11 protein-coding genes, 4 pseudogenes and 1 other annotated feature are annotated in these 14,407 nt (G+C 56.1%); of the genes and pseudogenes, 7 read left to right on the forward strand and 8 right to left on the reverse strand.

What is annotated here, in order from left to right; all coding sequences use genetic code 11:
* Window positions 1–141: 141 nt before the first annotated feature.
* From PQR27_RS38410 to PQR27_RS38420, 3 genes and pseudogenes are all read left to right on the forward strand, one after another.
* Window positions 142–945, forward strand: a complete 804-nt coding sequence (locus PQR27_RS38410; protein WP_408528868.1) for an alpha/beta hydrolase — start codon at window positions 142–144, stop codon at window positions 943–945.
* Between the two features lie 222 nt (window positions 946–1,167).
* The gene (locus tag PQR27_RS38415; RefSeq protein ID WP_408512238.1) at window positions 1,168–1,800 is read left to right on the forward strand and encodes a TetR/AcrR family transcriptional regulator; all 633 of its coding nucleotides are present in this window, start codon (window positions 1,168–1,170) and stop codon (window positions 1,798–1,800) included.
* Window positions 1,801–2,058: 258 nt separating this feature from the next.
* A pseudogene (locus PQR27_RS38420) lies at window positions 2,059–2,250 on the forward strand (transposase); the annotation flags it as partial.
* Between the two features lie 140 nt (window positions 2,251–2,390).
* Here the strand turns inward: PQR27_RS38420 and PQR27_RS38425 are convergent.
* Window positions 2,391–2,588 (reverse strand): annotated as a pseudogene (locus PQR27_RS38425) (porin); the annotation flags it as partial.
* 1,140 nt (window positions 2,589–3,728) lie between these two features.
* Here PQR27_RS38425 and PQR27_RS38430 point away from each other — a divergent pair.
* Together PQR27_RS38430 and PQR27_RS38435 are read left to right on the forward strand one after the other, a co-directional pair.
* The gene (locus PQR27_RS38430) at window positions 3,729–4,181 is read left to right on the forward strand and encodes a response regulator transcription factor (RefSeq protein ID WP_408512244.1); all 453 of its coding nucleotides are present in this window, start codon (window positions 3,729–3,731) and stop codon (window positions 4,179–4,181) included.
* 430 nt (window positions 4,182–4,611) lie between these two features.
* Window positions 4,612–5,846 (forward strand): IS3 family transposase gene (locus PQR27_RS38435; protein ID WP_408242455.1). Its coding sequence is split into 2 segments (ribosomal slippage): window positions 4,612–4,900 and window positions 4,900–5,846, totalling 1,236 coding nucleotides; the frame shifts between segments, so codons are not numbered across the junction.
* Window positions 4,890–5,006 (forward strand) — a sequence feature (AL1L pseudoknot). Its footprint overlaps the gene before it by 117 nt.
* Window positions 5,847–5,926: 80 nt before the next feature.
* Here PQR27_RS38435 and PQR27_RS38440 read toward each other — a convergent pair.
* Both PQR27_RS38440 and PQR27_RS38445 read right to left on the reverse strand, forming a co-directional pair.
* The gene (locus PQR27_RS38440) at window positions 5,927–6,466 is read right to left on the reverse strand and encodes a Uma2 family endonuclease (protein ID WP_408528869.1); all 540 of its coding nucleotides are present in this window, start codon (window positions 6,464–6,466) and stop codon (window positions 5,927–5,929) included.
* Window positions 6,467–7,011: 545 nt separating this feature from the next.
* Window positions 7,012–7,284 (reverse strand): transposase, encoded by a 273-nt coding sequence (locus PQR27_RS38445; RefSeq protein WP_408512246.1) that lies wholly within the window; start codon window positions 7,282–7,284, stop codon window positions 7,012–7,014.
* A 139-nt stretch (window positions 7,285–7,423) separates the two neighbouring features.
* Between PQR27_RS38445 and PQR27_RS38450 the strand changes: the two are divergent.
* A pseudogene (locus PQR27_RS38450) lies at window positions 7,424–7,717 on the forward strand (alkyl hydroperoxide reductase subunit F); the annotation flags it as partial.
* 865 nt (window positions 7,718–8,582) lie between these two features.
* On the opposite strand, the gene PQR27_RS38455 reads toward PQR27_RS38450, so the two are convergent.
* The gene (locus PQR27_RS38455) at window positions 8,583–9,005 is read right to left on the reverse strand and encodes a DUF3331 domain-containing protein (protein WP_408512247.1); all 423 of its coding nucleotides are present in this window, start codon (window positions 9,003–9,005) and stop codon (window positions 8,583–8,585) included.
* A gap of 103 nt (window positions 9,006–9,108) precedes the next feature.
* On the opposite strand from PQR27_RS38455, the pseudogene PQR27_RS38460 reads away from it, so the two are divergent.
* Window positions 9,109–9,917: pseudogene (locus PQR27_RS38460) on the forward strand (transposase family protein).
* Window positions 9,918–9,922: 5 nt separating this feature from the next.
* Here the strand turns inward: PQR27_RS38460 and PQR27_RS38465 are convergent.
* The 4 genes from PQR27_RS38465 to PQR27_RS38480 form a co-directional block, all read right to left on the reverse strand.
* On the reverse strand, window positions 9,923–10,696 hold the full coding sequence (locus tag PQR27_RS38465) for an alpha/beta fold hydrolase (RefSeq protein ID WP_408512248.1): 774 nt from the start codon (window positions 10,694–10,696) through the stop codon (window positions 9,923–9,925).
* A 194-nt stretch (window positions 10,697–10,890) separates the two neighbouring features.
* Complete coding sequence (locus PQR27_RS38470) at window positions 10,891–11,328, reverse strand: organic hydroperoxide resistance protein (RefSeq protein ID WP_408528870.1); 438 nt, start codon at window positions 11,326–11,328, stop codon at window positions 10,891–10,893.
* A gap of 165 nt (window positions 11,329–11,493) precedes the next feature.
* Entirely contained in the window at window positions 11,494–12,060 is a 567-nt protein-coding gene (locus tag PQR27_RS38475) for a TetR/AcrR family transcriptional regulator (protein WP_408512250.1), read from the reverse strand.
* An 820-nt stretch (window positions 12,061–12,880) separates the two neighbouring features.
* A complete protein-coding gene (locus PQR27_RS38480) occupies window positions 12,881–13,981 on the reverse strand; it encodes an IS5 family transposase (RefSeq protein ID WP_408528984.1) in 1,101 nt (366 codons plus the stop codon).
* Window positions 13,982–14,407: the final 426 nt, after the last annotated feature.

Here is a 14,407-nt window from a genome sequence, read left to right on the forward strand (position 1 = left end):
CATATGCATACTTGGTGAATTTGAAAGACTTCCCCGATGACGACAAGACAGGACGTAGCATTTCAGGCGGATGGCGAAATTATGCTGCGCGGCTGGTTAAATCTTCCGAGAAATGACTAGGAACGGCATCCAGCAATCACCATGGCTCATGGATTTGCCGGTGTTAAAGAGCACCGTTTGGAGCGCTTTTCTGAGGCATTCTCCGAGGCAGGGTTCGCAGTCTTGGTCCACGACCACCGAAGCTTTTGGGCAAGCGACGGACTACCGCGGCAAGACATTAACCCGTGGACACAAATCGCCGATTGGCGCCGTGCAATTTCCTTCCACGAAGCGCGACCGGACGTCGATTCGAGCCGAATCGGCTTATGGGGAACCAGTTATGCCGGTGGACATGCCCTCATTCTCGGCGCAACCGACCGAAGACTGAAATGCGTCGTATCTCAAGTCCAAACTATCAGTGGCTATGAACAAAGCCTGCGGCCCATATCGCCCGATTCGCTCCCAGGATTTCTCGAGCATCTCACAGAAGACGAACGCGCTCAAGCGCGTGGGGAGCCGCCACGCGTACAGGCAATCGTCAGCGCCGACCAATCCCAGCCGGCTGCGTACAGATCGCAGGAGGCAATCAAATTCTATTCACAAGCGCTTCCTGCGGGCTCTTGGATGAATAGCGTCACATTGAGGTCGACGGCCATGGCCAGAATGTACGAACCGGGTGCGTGGATTGACCGTATTTCACCCACTCCGTTGCTGATGGTGGTTGCCACGCACTATACGTTGACGATGACCGATCTTGAATTTGCTGCTTTCGAACAAGCTCAAGAGCCCAAGCAGCTTTGCCTGATTCCAGGTGGCCACTTCGCGCCTTACGAATCCGGCTTCGAGATATCGAGCAGTGCTGCTGTCGCCTGGTTTAGCAAGCACCTCAGTGTGCAATGTCGTTGATGATCACCGGAACTACATCGATCGATGGACCAGATAACGATTGAATTTTGTAGTGTAGCTGAGCATCCAGTCTCGTCAGTGCATGTGCCAAATTGCGACGATGGTGAAGGTTGCGCTGGCGCCCTCATAGCCAGTAACCAGAAGTCTGCAGTACTTGACGCATTGCCAATGCATACCGTCAATTCGCCGCTATCCCAGACGTGCTCTTCAGATTGACATGTTATGACCGACGGCCAGATGAAAACACCGCCAGTGTGCGACCAGTCTTCGACGACCAAAAGAGGCAGAAGGCTGGCGTCCGATATCCGTCCCGCTGTTTTGAATGCGGCGGCGGCCCTCTTCTATCAAAAGGGATTTGCCACTGTCAGCGTCGACGAAATCGCACAGCTGGCTGACACGCATAAAATGTCAATTTACCGGATGTATGGGTCCAAAGACGCACTTGCTATCGCCTGCGTAGACTGGGCGGGCGAAAATTTGGCGGCCGAATGGAATGAGATCGAGGCACGGTGCCCGGGTCGGCCACTAGATCATGTGGCATTTTTTTTCGTTAGTTTAAGTCGGCAAATGGCAACGCCTGGTTACACCGGTGATGCGTTGCTGAAACTTGCGCTCAGCTTCCCCGATGAACGCCACGAAGTTCGGCGTCGAATTGCGATCGTGCATTCGGCTTTCCTGAAGCGACTTGAACAAGCCGCACTCGAATCACAAAGCACGGAGGCATCATCGCTAGCTGATGGATTGAGCGTCTTATGGCGCGGCGCGACTTGCCCGGGCCGAACATCGGACGAGCTGCAGCAGCACGCAGCTATGATTGCGCAACTCGCCAACCGCCTCATCAAGGCATTCTCATAGGGCCCGCAACGGCTCGGACGCAGTAATGAGGGTGAACTAGATCTGTGCTCCGTTGAGAAGCCCCCCCTGAAGCGGATAGCTTGCAGAAACGGATCGCCCACATTGCTCATAGGAGTTGGTGTTTGCACACGGAAACGTCGCGACCCCGAGCGTCATAAGCGTTCAAAATCTCTAGAAGCAGCGTAAGCGCCTAGCCATCCCATCTTGAGTTGCATTGAAGGTCTTGGGAGCATCGTATCCACTAAAATAGGTGGACACGTGAACACTATCGAAGAAGAAGTCCCGCTTGGCCGGCGTCGACGCCGTCGCTATAGCGTCGAGTTCAAAGCCCAGGTGGTGGCAGCCTGCCAGGGGCCTGGGGTATCGCTCGCGGCCATCGCGTTGCACCACAAGCTGAACGCAAATCTGCTCCGACGTTGGGTAGAGCAGGCCGAAGGGAACGAGCGCTTTCTCGTCTCACGTAGCGATGTGGCGGTGCAGTCGTCAGTGGCGCCGGCATTCGTACCGCTCCCGCTCGACACGAAGAACGCGCGCCCGGCTGAGATCCGCGTCGAAGTGGGCCGCGCGGACCAGTCGATCACGGTTAGCTGGTCTTCTGCTCCACGCAGGCCGAACCGGCTACCACTGATGTTGCCACTCGCCAGCGCGACGCGGCTGCTGCCACCAACGTTATTTGTGTACGCGATACCGGCGTCGACAAGACCGTACAGCGTGACCGAGCTCTGTGCATGAGCAGCCGATGCTGCAAGTGCAGCAGATACGGCAATGGCGACGGGGATCTTTTTCATGAATTAACTCCAGCGTGTTGGGATTGATACTTAAACTACGGCGCGAGTATAGAAGGGCAGGTGCGGCACGACTTCGTTTCGGGGTCGCACTAGATCCTTCCGATTTGCTGGGGTAATCCGTCACAAATTGGAAACAATTCTGATGAAAGCCCGCCAGCTAAGGTGTAGTGCGGCTGTACTTCATCAGTTTAGGAGGGTTTACTGTTGTATCAAGGCGACGGCATCGGTGCTAGCCGGCATCCACTTTGACAGAAAACCTAACGTCCATTCTCGATGTCTTCGCCGTGGCGTCTCGCATTCGTCATGGAACTGCGTATCCGTTTTTCGAAGAGATCGCGGTGCAAGCCCTCGCGTCGAATTCACTGAGGTTGTCCAGCTGAATGGCTAGCTACTATCAGACGGGGAAGTGTTGCCCCTAGCCATGCTCTTCCGCTAGGGGCGGGAATCCACGTTGAGAGATGCGAGATAAATGCAGCGATTTCCGGGCTGTCTTATACTCAAATGCGATGCACCGACTTTCATCTGCGTTTGTGAAGGACTGAAGAAATCGCCAGCGCGAACTTCCCTGCCCGTGGGGCAATCTGCTCTCCTCGTCTGGCCCCACGGTTTAGCCCCTCGAGATATTGGCCACCTCGAGGGACTTTTTTGGCTTGAGGGACGAGAATTTTCCCGACAGTTTCAAGGATGAGGCACGACAGCGGATTTAATTTTTAGAGCCTTGGGGTCGACTTCCCGAGGCGAGGGTTGCGGCGAAGAACTCGCATGGTGAATGGAAGGCGTCCGTCGCACGAGCCGGCATTCGAACTGTCTGCGATGGCATCGAGTTCGTCCTGATTGTAAACCGAAAGGTCGGTGCCTATTGGCAGATACCGGTGCAGCGTCCGTCTGTGTTTTCGCATGTGTCGAGTTGCCAGAAACTGTGTGGGACGCAGAAGTACACCTTCGCACCCCTTGGCGTGGTGAGTTTTCTACGCCACGACACTTCTTTGCTCTAGGCGTTGGTGAAGCTCTGTCGCAGTGGTCGTCATTTGCATTGAGTTTGTCGGGTAGGCCGGTCAGTGCAGAAGGGGCGGTGGTACCTTCCATCTTCGCGCAAGGCGCGTCACAGGTGACGGATAGGTTCGACCGGGAGACACCGTCATGGTCCAGCGTATCTATGTCGGCAGCACTGACGACTTCATGATGTCGCACGCCGTTGACGGCCCGGGACCGATTGCACATCCACGTGTACTCGTAGTCGATGACTATCCCGCCTGCGCAGATGCGCTGCAACTCTTACTGGTGCACAATGGGTTCGAAGCCTGCAGTACGGGCGACGCGTGCGGAGCATACTCGCTCGCCGAACAATGGCAGCCATTCGCCATCGTTATCGACATTGCAATGCCTGGCATAACCGGGTTCGAGCTCGCGCGCCGGCTCAAGGTAAGCGCGCTTACCTGCAACATGCTGCTCGTTGCTTTCACGGCACGGGGCTCTCGTGAAGACATAGCCCGCGCATTCGAGGCCGGCTTTGACGCGTACTGCGTAAAGCCGCTCTCTCCGGTGCGACTACTCACCCTGCTCCAGGCTGTCGCAGGTAGGTCAGAACCATAGGCGGGACCGGGTGAATTCGGAATCGACCATCGGCGACCGACTACGTGTACGTCCTGCACCTCCTTTCGTCGATACGAAGATGTTTTCGGCATTTGAGCACTGCTGCCCAACTGTTACCCAAGTCGATTATCCACTTGTGATAGCCAATCTATTGGAATTTCATCCTCAGGCCTATCTTCGGGGAACACACCGGCCATCAAAACAAGTGATAACGCCACGCTGCACCAGATAGGCGAGCCGTACTCTGAATGGAGTCCGCAGCCCCACACCAAGGCCTGGTCCCTTACCAGTCACGTCATCCCCTCGGCACAGAAATGAACCATATTCTAGCGGTGGCGCTTAATAAATTATCGTGTAAAGAATGAGACGTGGCAGGGTGTTGAACCGCCCCGGATTTGGTGGAGGCTCCAACTCTTGAGAGAATGGAGCTATGAACAAGTCGAACAAGTTTTCTGCTGAAGTCCGCGAACGTGCTGTGCGCATGGTGCAAGAGCATCGGGGCGAGTATGCCTCACAGTGGGCAGCGATTGAATCCATCGCCCCCAAGATCGGCTGTACGAGCCAGACGCTGCTGGGATGGGTCAAGCGAGAAGAAGTTGATAGCGGTGAGCGTGAGGGTGTCACCACGTCGGAACGTGAACGCCTCAAGGCACTGGAGCGTGAGGTTAAGGAACTGCGCCGTGCCAATGAGATTCTGAAGCTGGCGAGCGCATTTTTCGCCCAGGCGGAACTCGACCGCCGCCTGAAGTCCTGAAGGCCTTTATCGACCAGCATCGCGACACCTTCGGGGTCGAGTCGATCTGCAAGGTCTTGCGGATTGCCCCGTCGGGCTATCGGCGTCATGCCGCACAGCTTCGCGATCCGTCGCGGCGCTGTGCCCGAGCGAAACGCGATGAGTTTCTGAGTCCAGAAATCAAGCGAGTCTGGCAGGCCAACATGCAGGTCTACGGCGCGGATAAAGTCTGGAAGCAGTTGAACCGGGAGGGTATTGCGGTGGCACGTTGCAGCGTCGAGCGGCTGATGAAGCAACAGGGTTTGCGCGGTGTGAGGCGTGGAAAGCGAGTTCGCACGACTATCCCCGATGTATCGGCTCCACGCCCGCTCGACCGGGTCAACCGTCAGTTCAAGGCTGACCGGCCGAACCAGCTCTGGGTGTCGGATTTCACGTACGTCTCGACGTGGCAGGGCTGGCTCTATGTCGCATTTGTGATCGACGTGTTCGCTCGGCGCATTGTCGGCTGGCGCGTCAGCTCGTCGATGACCACGGACTTCGTTCTGGATGCACTTGAACAGGCGCTGTACGCTCGACGGCCGGACAATGACGGAACACTGATCCATCACTCCGATAGAGGTTCGCAATACGTCAGCATTCGCTACAGCGAACGGCTGACCGAAGCAGGCATCGAGCCGTCGGTTGGCAGCCGAGGCGACAGCTACGATAACGCGCTGGCTGAAACGATCAACGGCCTGTACAAGGCCGAACTGATTCATCGTCGTGCGCCGTGGAAAACGCGTGAGTCTGTCGAGCTGGCGACGCTGGAATGGGTCGCGTGGTTCAACCACCATCGGCTGATGGAACCTCTCGGCTATATCCCGCCCGCTGAAGCTGAGGCAAACTACTACCGGCAATTCAGCAATACCATCGCTGTGCCGGCATCAACTTAAACCAACCAGCCTCCACGATTCCCGGGGCGGTTCAGTGTTTTGAGTGAGTTAGGGCCTTTTCAACAACGGACACCATCGGGTTAGGCGATGGCGCCGTCTTCCTCGAAATACCTTCCGTCAAGTGATAGCTCTAAATCGAACATTGAAACCTGCCGCTGACCCTCTGCTCGCCAGAACTCAACCTGCCCGCGTGGGCTGACAACAATGACTTCGCGAGCGCCGCCTTCCAGATAGGCGTTCACCCGCCGGGCTATGTGCTGCCGCCGCTCGCTGTCCAGGAGCACCTCAACACAAAGGTCCGGCACGAACGGAACCGGGTCGTCGCGGTCAGAACCTTCCCATTTATCCAGTGACATCCATACGACGTCCGGGACCATGATGCCAAAACAGAGAGTAGTAACGGCCACCGACATTGCGGCAAGATGACCCAACTGCTCGTTCAGTTGGACGTAGACGTCCGTGAGCACTATCTGGCGCCTCGCCGACGGGAACGGATTCGTAACTATTTCCCCGCACTCGTTCAATTCGTACGGGTACCACTGAACCATTTCCGGCTTCATGGCTAAGCTGCGCCATGTTACAAGCAATCTTTCACGGTCCAATCGAGTCAACGCATCCATCAGGCTCTCGAAAACAATTTGCTAAGTGGTGTAAGGGCGTGCCTCGCGAATCGAAATTCTCGTACTCGGGCACTCCAAAATTGGGGAGATTTATCGGGTCAGCTTGATCACCTGAGGAAACGTATTCTCATATCGAAACGTCGGTGTAGCGACCATGGACAAACTTGAACGCCGAGCTGTGGCGATACACACGCGGGCCTGAACGCCGGTCGCAGTTATAGCGGGGGCACAGCGGTTTGCGGCCATAATTCTTGCTGTGCGCCGCGTCGGTATCCAGCAATGTTTCGCCAAGAATCCGTACCATATTTTTCGAACTAGACTCTTCTGATCAGATGATCAAGTTTGCGACCTGACCAAAGTACGCGATGACTGCTCCCGTTGCCCCTAACCTGGGAACGCCGAGATAAATCAAAGGAACAGTCGATGAACCGGCACCATCAATTGCCCAACTGTATGGCAGTGGAGCGCGGCACTCTCAAAGTAGGCAACGCGGTTTGGGCACTCGACGGCGTCGAGTTCGCAACGTTGACCGCTTCAACGTAAAGTTACAACACGTCTCTTATCCCTAGCAGCTCGTACACCTTACTCAAAATACCTGACCTCTTCCACCTCAAGTGCTTTATGTAGCACGTCTGGGCTGGCGGAAAATTTGATGGTAGCCTGTGCCATTTTTCACGATTGGTGACCACCCAAAGTATAGCGTCTAGAACTTCGCGATCCGGGCGAAATGGTCGACCAAATCTTGGCCTGGAGTCCTGTGCGAATAGATGCGCAACGCGCGACCATGCATCGTCGGAAAGCGGAATCGAGATCATCATTAATGCGTATCCAATTCGTACGTTAAATCCAAATCCATAAAAAATTGACGCCAACGCTTTCACTCCGGGGCGACCCGTGTCCCTCGACGGTTGAAATAATCTGACTCATGGATAACAAAGCTTGTGGGTGTTCAAACCCGGCATCTGCTTTGCAGGCATTCGTATAGGACACGAGTTCACGTCGCCCGTGCACGCGTTGCTTCAGGCAGGAGGGCGCTCCCTAAAACTCGACGATACGACGTTTCCGCAGATCCGCGAACTGGACGGCAACTACCGCTTCGAGACGCATTTCTCCCCGAGCTGTCAAAACTGCCTATGGGTGGTCCACATGCTCAACATCATGACACTCGTGAACCCGCGCATTCGTAATGTCGCAATCGACGGCACGCTGTTCCAGAACGAAGTCGAGTCACGTCAGATCGTGGCGGTGCCTCACGGTAGCGCGAGCCATTCAGTGCAATTTCAATTTCCTTTGTGGCTTCATAGTCCGCATCCATCGGCCCCTGCCACCCGGTAACTTTGGCTCAACAAACTTAGCGGAGCACTTTGGCCAAGTCAACTTGGACGGCTGAAAAAACATATTTCCTGGGTCGATATAATCGGAAAACATTCTTGGTCGACTTTGGCGTTTACCATAGTAAACTCGACATTCTCGGTTGTTCTCCTTTTTAATACATTGGGGTCGGTCGTCAGTTTATGATTCAGGAAGAAACAGAACACGTGGAATTAGTCAGGAAACGCATTCGAGATGCAGATCATTGCAGAATAAAAGACCGCTTTGTCGTGGTCACCATTTCCGGCTGCTGCTATCCCTTGCGCATGGCGCTGACATTTCCGATTTCAGTTGAACTCGCGTTACGTCGAAGATTCCTGTTCGGGCCTGGTGTGATCGTCAGTTGTAAGACCCCGCGGCGCGAGTACGACGAAATCAACGCCTTGTCGACGCATGCTACGTCCTCGATCCGGAGAGCGCAGTCGACCGCGACGCCGAAAACGTACTTGACGTCCAGCTCCTTCATGCTCAAAACCGTGTTGAACAACGGTCCTACTAATCTTTGCTCTCCGGTTTAGATCAATTTGGGCGACACCCAGCCACAGATGAGGTGTGACGTTATAACCGCAACGCGCATCACAAACGCGAAGTACGACGCTTATGGCATCAAGTCCCGGGAACAGGCGTCGTGCGTCTGCGCGGCGGTGTAAGACGATTGGCCGCAAACACAGGCTAGCCCGTGTTTGCGGGTCAAACTCATAGTAGCTACCGGTCTACGGCGAAGCCCACGCATGACGCAGATGCGTCAGTCTGCTTGCGCAAGTGCAGCGGCGAGGATCATTTCTTCATAGTTGACGGGACGAAGTCGACCTCGCGCGCGCGGCTTGAAGACCGCGTCCCCTCGTTGGATGCGCTGGCCGGTCAATGCACAGTAGCCGCTTTGGGGGGCCACCACCCGGCCCCAAACCTGATCGACATAATGACCCATCGTGGGATCGCACCACGATATCAGTGCGCTTGCATCGTCCTGCCGCTCAATCGCCGTAATCTTGCTGCGCGGCGCTGGAACTGACATAGTCTGATGAGGCTTGCCCGGATTCCCTATCCTTGCTGCGCGTGCGCCGCGCCTGCACGCAGCACGCCATGGCTCTCCAGCAACAGCATCATCGCCGCTAGAGATATGCGACAAGAGCGAAACTACCTGGCTCCACGGGTTGATCTGTTCCATGTCGGCATGCCTCTCAGATGAGAAACTCTAACGAATAGAGCGGTGGGGGGTAATCCACATCGCGCTCTGCTACCCTCTTCGCTACTTCGTTGACGAAGAGGATATGGTTAAACCGATACTCGATGACGAAGCGCGGCCACTGGTCCACCTCTCGGTGCCACCGACAAAACCTCGCCGCCCCCAGTACCCTAGATGCAAACGGTTAGACGATCGCGCATTGCTGACCGGCATACCCTTCACGCTGCCGCCTTGCATCTTGTGAGAGATAGTCCCGCAGGAGATTTGTTGTGACTCGGGAATGAACTGCTGGCCTCGAGCGCGCGGTACGCACGAAGTCGGAGTTGGAGACTTGTTGTACGAAGTGGTCCTCGTCCGGTTGCGTGCTGCGGATCGCTTCGACTGGCCACGCGTCGTCGAATCCTCCTCTATGCGCGCTGTCCGATCTGGCAAAGAGCAGATGCCAGTCCCAGCGATCGTGCTCTACCCGGTTCAAAACATCACCTCGTCAACGAAGCGAAACGCATTCCGCTCCCTGTACTCCGGACCGGAGTCAACCGTTATGGGGTCATGCAACTTCTGCGACTGATCGACTCTATTCGCCGGTGCGCGGCAAGTTCGTCCGACCGCTGCCGAAGCCGGCAACCGCAAGGCGATCGTGCTATGAGCACAACAAACGCCGTCGGCACGCTGCGTGGCGCTAACATCGCAATCCCGATTGCCTGTCAGGGCGAGCCGCACGGCAGCAGCGACCTGGGGGAAACTCCATAAGTCGTTGAGCACGCAATCGCGTCGCTGCATAACATCAGTCGCCCGCGCATTCGTGTCGAACACTCCACCCTCAATCATGACGCGTTCGTGAACGTCGCCTGCGGCATCATCTGCTGGAGGCAACTCCAACTTTCATTGCACTAGCGCCTTTACTTGGCCGAGACGGAGGTGGCAGCTTGCTCGATGAGCTTGGCTGTTTCCTTCGGCTTGGACAAATAGGCCACATGGCTCGCCTTCACCTCGACGGTCGTGGCATTGGCACGCTTGGCCATCCTGCGCTCATTGTCCGGATTGATCGACCGGTCGTCGCTAGCCACCATGTACCAGCTGGGCTTGGTCTTCCAGGCGGGTGTCGTAATCTTGCCGGTGAAAGAATCGGTGGAGATCGGCACCTGCGACTGGGCCATCAGGTGCGACACGGACGGTGGAACGTCGGCCGCAAAGTCGGCCGCGAAATGCGCCTGGTCTATCCACCAGTTGCCGTTGCTGTCCGACTTGAACGCCTTGGAGGCCTGCGGCATGGCCTGTTCAATCGTCGCGGCGCTCTCACCCACATCAGGTGCAAAGGCAGCGATGTAGACCAGTCCCGAAACCTTCGGATCGTTACCGGCCTCGGTGATGATAGCGCCGCCGTAGCTATGGCCGACGAGGATCACCGGCCCATCCATGGCGTCGACGGCCGCCTTCGCATACTTCACGTCCTCGGCATAGGAAGTCTCGGGGGGCTGCGCTATCGACACCGTGTAGCCGTCCTTTTCGAGAATCCTGGCAACGCTCGCCCAGCCGGAGCCATCAGCAAATGCCCCGTGCACCAGAACGACATTCTTGACGCCGGCGGGCGATGCTGATTGCGCGGAGGCGACTTGCAGCGTTCCCCCCATCAACGTAGCTGCAAGCGCAGCAACCATGTAAATCTTCTTCATGACATTTGTCCTGTACAGAGTTCTAATGAACCGTCTCGAGTCCGACACGCACATAGATATCCTGTTAGCGCGTTGGCGTCTTGCCGAGACGGTTTCTTGTTCGAACGGCGGCGTTTTGACCGCTTGTGGAGCCGCCGGATCAAGCGTGTTCTGGAGATTCGGGCGACTCTTCGTCGCAGGGCTCTCTTGAGGCGTTACCCCGCGCTTTCTTCGAGCGTGAGCTTGACGTCGATGTTGCCGCGCGTCGCGTTCGAATACGGGCAGACAATGTGGGCCTTGTCGACCAGCGACCGGGCGACCTCAAGTGGCATACCGGGCAGCGAAATCTTTAATTCAACCTCGATACCAAAGCCAGTCGGAATCAACCCGATTCCCACGCTGCCGTTGACCGAAACGTCGGTCGGGATTGCGATCTTGTTCTGCGCAGCGACAAACTTCATGGCACCCAGGAAACATGCGCTGTAGCCCGCGGCAAAAAGTTGTTCAGGGTTGGTACCTTCGCCGCCTGCGCCCCCGAGCTCGCGCGGGGTGGTCAGCTTGAAGTCGAGCTTGCTTTCCGGCACAACCGCACGGCCGTCACGGCCTCCGGTGGCTTGAGCGTGAGCGCGGTAGAGAACTTTTTCGATGGACATGATGTATTTCCTATCTGGAGAGTTAAGTAAATTTATCTATCACTAGATCAACTTCTGTGCGGACTCCCCCGCACCCGGGAATCTGATATTATCCTGTTATGAATCTACCTGTAGATAGACAGAAGGATAAATGACAACAGGTTATGACCGCCTTTCGGTACTGCGTCACTTGCTGACCTTCCACGCGCTTTCGATATTCTCCAGACGCGATCTTGTTTGAAACAGACGGCTCGCCAGCGCACAGCCTTGATATGCTGCGAAAACCGTCCGGGCAGCGCACTCCGGCTTGCCGTTGAACGCTAGCGTACCTTCTTTGGCGCCCTGCGAGAGCACCTTGGCCAGCCAGTTTTCGTTGGCCTTAAAGAATGTCTGCACCGCGTGTCGTACGTTATCTGGTAGCGACTCGATATCGGCGGCGAGCATCCCGCATAGACAGATCCGATCGCCGTCGCCAAGAATCTTGCCAAACTTCTTCGTGTACTTCGCCAGTTTTGCATCGGCAGGCAACGATGCGTCGATCGAATGAACGTCGCCGAGCACCTCTTTACTGTACTCGTTAACTGCCTCCAGTACCAAGTCATCTTTCGCCGGAAAGTAGTAGTGGATGCTCGAGGTCTTCACGCCAACGAGTTCAGACAGATCACGATAGCTGAATCCGTTATACCCGCGCAACATCATCAGCGTGATAGCGTGCCGGACTATTTGCTCACGTACTGTCGATGTAGTGTTCATGTGCTGAACTTTATCTATCACTAGATAGACTGTCAATTGAAATTTCCAATCATGCCGATTGCTCAAACCATCGCCTGCTCTAGCTACACCCGTGACGTGGTTGCTAAAAGCAGCAGTCTACGGTGCCTACCGCACGTGGCCATCTCTCACATGCTACGCCCCGGCTATACGCTGGTGCCGTTGATGGGGCTCGCGTCTTTCACTAAGTGCGATGGATACGCAGCAACGACACCAGGAAACATGCGAACTGAAGCGTGATCGTCGATATGATGGTGATGGAGGGAGGCGAACACGCGCGACTGCGTTTCGGCTGTTGGCAGCGGTGTCGCGAACCCCTCGCGAGTCCCAATGCAGGGGCTGCGGCGAAACGACAGACGAGAGGCACCGCTTAAGGCGACCCAGATCGGTCATCATCTGCACGCCAAGCAATACAGGAACCCGAGAAAGGCAAGCGTTCCACGTGGCCAGATGATGCGGAACGCCGAATGGCTGGGTCAAAGGCGCGCTGCGCGAAACAATACACAACCTTGTCGTGCAGCGTCGGAGTTTTCCGGCAACGAGCACTTCAATGCGAAGCGAGAGATCTAATTCTGATTGTGATAATGCTTTGAGCTCCACAGGATAGCCCCTCATTGCACCGAACTAGCACTGAATCAGTGCACATCTGCCCTAACAGGCCGTTGAAATATCCGTCGTTGATGCGCCCAGATCCATTACGACGGATGCTGGGTTCGCACTTTTGAAACGCGGAACACGTTTGCGGGCATTCGACGTTGCTCGCGGGTTCGCCATATCGATGTTATCCATTGCTTCCTGCCCCTTAACCGGCAAGTGTGCGCATACGCGTCAGGTTGTAGCCGACCTGCGTCAGCACGAAGAGCTGGTCTACGCGTTCAAGTCCTCGATACATCGCTTGTCGAATTCGTCCGACTGTCTTGCCCCATCCGAACACCTGCTCAATGCGTTTACGTTTTTGCTGGCTGACCGCGTAACCCGGCCAACGCGTAGTTCGCTCGTCAATTGCTGAGCCTCCTGGACGCCCATCGTTTTGCGCCACATGCGGCGTGACACGATTCGCGCGACAACTGCCGACGAAGCCGGCGGTGTCGTAGTTCTTGTCCGCGCCGACCGTGATGGCACGCGACGCAACACTCGCGGCATCAGCAAGCATCTGCTCGGCCGCGTCGCGCTCGGCGGTGCCCGTCGCCAGCGTCACCTGTGCGTTGACCACCAGGCCGTGCCGGTTGTCGGTCAGCACGTGGCCCATATAACAGAGCATCGCTCCGGTTCCTTTGCTCTTACGAAACAGGCGCGCCTGCTCGTCCGTCGTGGATTGGTGCGTCTCGTTACTGCGCTTCTGTCCATGCCAGTTGTCATTCGGCGCGGGCGGTTCGTCTGGAGGCGTGTCGTCTTTGTCCGGACTTGCCTTGGGCACAAAGCTCTTGTGCCCGGCCCATGCCTGAATCAACGTGCCGTCGACGCTAAAGTGCTCCCCAGAAAGATATCCGCGCTCGCGCGCGGTCTCGACTGTCTCGTTGAAGAGCAACACCAGCACATCGTGTTCGAGCAACCGGTCGCGGTTCTTGCTGAACGTCGAGTGGTCCCACACGGTCCCGTCCATCGGCAGGCCGACGAACCAGCGGAACAACATGTTGTAGGAAATCTGTTCCACCAGCATGCGCTCGCTACGAATTGAGTACAGCACCTGCAGCAAAAGAGCTCGCACCAGCTTCTCCGGCGCAATACTCGGCCGACCTCCTTTCACGTCAGCCTCGTACATCCGCGCGAACACATCGTCCATGCGTTTAAGCGCGTCATTGAGCCAGGTGCGAATCGGACGCACCGGATGGTCCTTCGGCACAAAATCGTCCAGCTTCAACACCGTGAACATTGATTCGGTAAAACCATCTGGCCCACGCATCCGTTCCATCTCGCTCTCATTGATGACATACGTTCAACGTTTACGCCTGCGTTCCGGATGACCGCTACATGAGGTATTTCACCGGCCTGCTAATGATCCTCAATCATAACGGGCAGAAAACTCAAACCAGCGACATGAGCACGGACCACAGTGATTTGCCGCTTCAAGACGGCGCGTCAACTGCAACGTTTGGGTTTGGACCGCAATCGAATGAGGAATCCACTTACGTATTGCCATTACCACCGACTCTCAGCATAAGCGCGCGATTCGCACGCAGGTCTTCTAGACTTGGGAGCCCGTGACAGATGTTCGTTTGCCCGAACATATTGCCGATTAGATTAGGCATCCTTAAATATCTTTCGCTCTCTATCCTGCTGGAAATCTACACGAAAACCTCAGGGGTCCTATATGTGTTACCGGGGACAT

It is taken from the genome of Paraburkholderia fungorum (genome assembly GCF_046027215.1).
GTDB lineage: Bacteria > Pseudomonadota > Gammaproteobacteria > Burkholderiales > Burkholderiaceae > Paraburkholderia > Paraburkholderia fungorum_D.

Bases quoted from the DNA above. Each gene is read 5' to 3' on its own strand.
- PQR27_RS38440 (WP_408528869.1), bottom strand. From the start codon at position 6,466: ATGGATGCGTTGACTCGATTGGACCGTGAAAGATTGCTTGTAACATGG.
- PQR27_RS38430 (WP_408512244.1), top strand. From the start codon at position 3,729: ATGGTCCAGCGTATCTATGTCGGCAGCACTGACGACTTCATGATGTCG.
- PQR27_RS38480 (WP_408528984.1), bottom strand. From the start codon at position 13,981: ATGCGTGGGCCAGATGGTTTTACCGAATCAATGTTCACGGTGTTGAAG.
- PQR27_RS38465 (WP_408512248.1), bottom strand. From the start codon at position 10,696: ATGAAGAAGATTTACATGGTTGCTGCGCTTGCAGCTACGTTGATGGGG.
- PQR27_RS38410 (WP_408528868.1), top strand. From the start codon at position 142: ATGGCTCATGGATTTGCCGGTGTTAAAGAGCACCGTTTGGAGCGCTTT.
- PQR27_RS38415 (WP_408512238.1), top strand. From the start codon at position 1,168: ATGACCGACGGCCAGATGAAAACACCGCCAGTGTGCGACCAGTCTTCG.
- PQR27_RS38445 (WP_408512246.1), bottom strand. From the start codon at position 7,284: ATGATGATCTCGATTCCGCTTTCCGACGATGCATGGTCGCGCGTTGCG.
- PQR27_RS38455 (WP_408512247.1), bottom strand. From the start codon at position 9,005: ATGGAACAGATCAACCCGTGGAGCCAGGTAGTTTCGCTCTTGTCGCAT.
- PQR27_RS38470 (WP_408528870.1), bottom strand. From the start codon at position 11,328: ATGTCCATCGAAAAAGTTCTCTACCGCGCTCACGCTCAAGCCACCGGA.
- PQR27_RS38475 (WP_408512250.1), bottom strand. From the start codon at position 12,060: ATGAACACTACATCGACAGTACGTGAGCAAATAGTCCGGCACGCTATC.